Annotated in this window: 1 pseudogene; it reads right to left on the minus strand. The window is 67.7% G+C overall.

Annotated features, from left to right (window positions below):
• Window positions 1-523 (minus strand): annotated as a pseudogene (locus A5780_RS40695) (hypothetical protein); the annotation flags it as partial.

Genomic DNA, 523 nt, shown 5'->3' on the forward strand with positions numbered 1-523 from the left:
GTCATCACCGAGATCTCGGCGGCCATCTTCTGCGCGTTGACGTAGCCCTCGGCGAATCCGCCCAGCAGTTCCGGGATGCGGCCGCGGGCTTCCTCTCCGGGATCGACGAACACCGGGGAGGTGAGCAGGTCGATGTTGCGGGTGTCTCCGGTGAGGTAGTCGACGACGAAGTCGACGCGGGTGCGGTCGTCTGTGGTGAGGCCGGCCGCATCCAGATCGGTGTCGAGCTGCGCGCGCCGCTGCTCGGCAGACGACAACGCGTAGGTGGGGGCTTCGTCGAGGCTTTCCCCGCGCCACCGCAGCAGTGCCTGCCCGACAACGGGTTTGGCTTCCGGGGCCAGTGGCAGGTCCTCGATGATCCCGATGGCCGCGCTCTGGCGTGCGAACAGCGCCGCCGCCTGCGCGCGGCTCTGGGCTCCGATTGCGTCGAAGTCGGGATCGATGCCGACCTGCATCTGCTCGGTGTCGATGTTCACGCCCCACTGGTGGGCGAAGGCGTCGCACAGTTCGGTCAGTTTCTGGT

It is taken from the genome of Nocardia sp. 852002-20019_SCH5090214 (genome assembly GCF_001665865.1).
Taxonomy (GTDB): domain Bacteria; phylum Actinomycetota; class Actinomycetes; order Mycobacteriales; family Mycobacteriaceae; genus Nocardia; species Nocardia nova.